The organism is Bacillus sp. GC_Bacil_1 (genome assembly GCF_026540675.1).
GTDB lineage: Bacteria > Bacillota > Bacilli > Bacillales > Bacillaceae_G > Bacillus_A > Bacillus_A cereus.
Genome location: NZ_JALNUG010000071.1, coordinates 1 through 261, shown reverse-complemented (window position 1 = coordinate 261; position 261 = coordinate 1). Strand labels below are relative to the sequence as shown.

Genomic DNA, 261 nt, shown 5'->3' with positions numbered 1-261 from the left:
CGTTTAGTTTTGAGAGTTCAATTCAACATTGACTCTTAAATGAGGATATGATATAAATAAATCCTGCAATTTGTATGGGCCTATAGCTCAGCTGGTTAGAGCGCACGCCTGATAAGCGTGAGGTCGATGGTTCGAGTCCATTTAGGCCCACCATACATTTTGGGGCCTTAGCTCAGCTGGGAGAGCGCCTGCCTTGCACGCAGGAGGTCAGCGGTTCGATCCCGCTAGGCTCCACCAAAAAGCTATTTTAAATAGCAAATG

The 261-nt window shown here is 46.7% G+C and carries 2 tRNA genes; both read left to right on the top strand.

What is annotated here, in order from left to right:
* Positions 1-76 precede the first annotated feature (76 nt).
* Positions 77-153: transfer RNA gene (locus OXT04_RS29710), tRNA-Ile, on the top strand.
* Between the two features lie 8 nt (positions 154-161).
* A tRNA-Ala gene (locus OXT04_RS29705) sits at positions 162-237 on the top strand.
* Positions 238-261 lie beyond the last annotated feature (24 nt).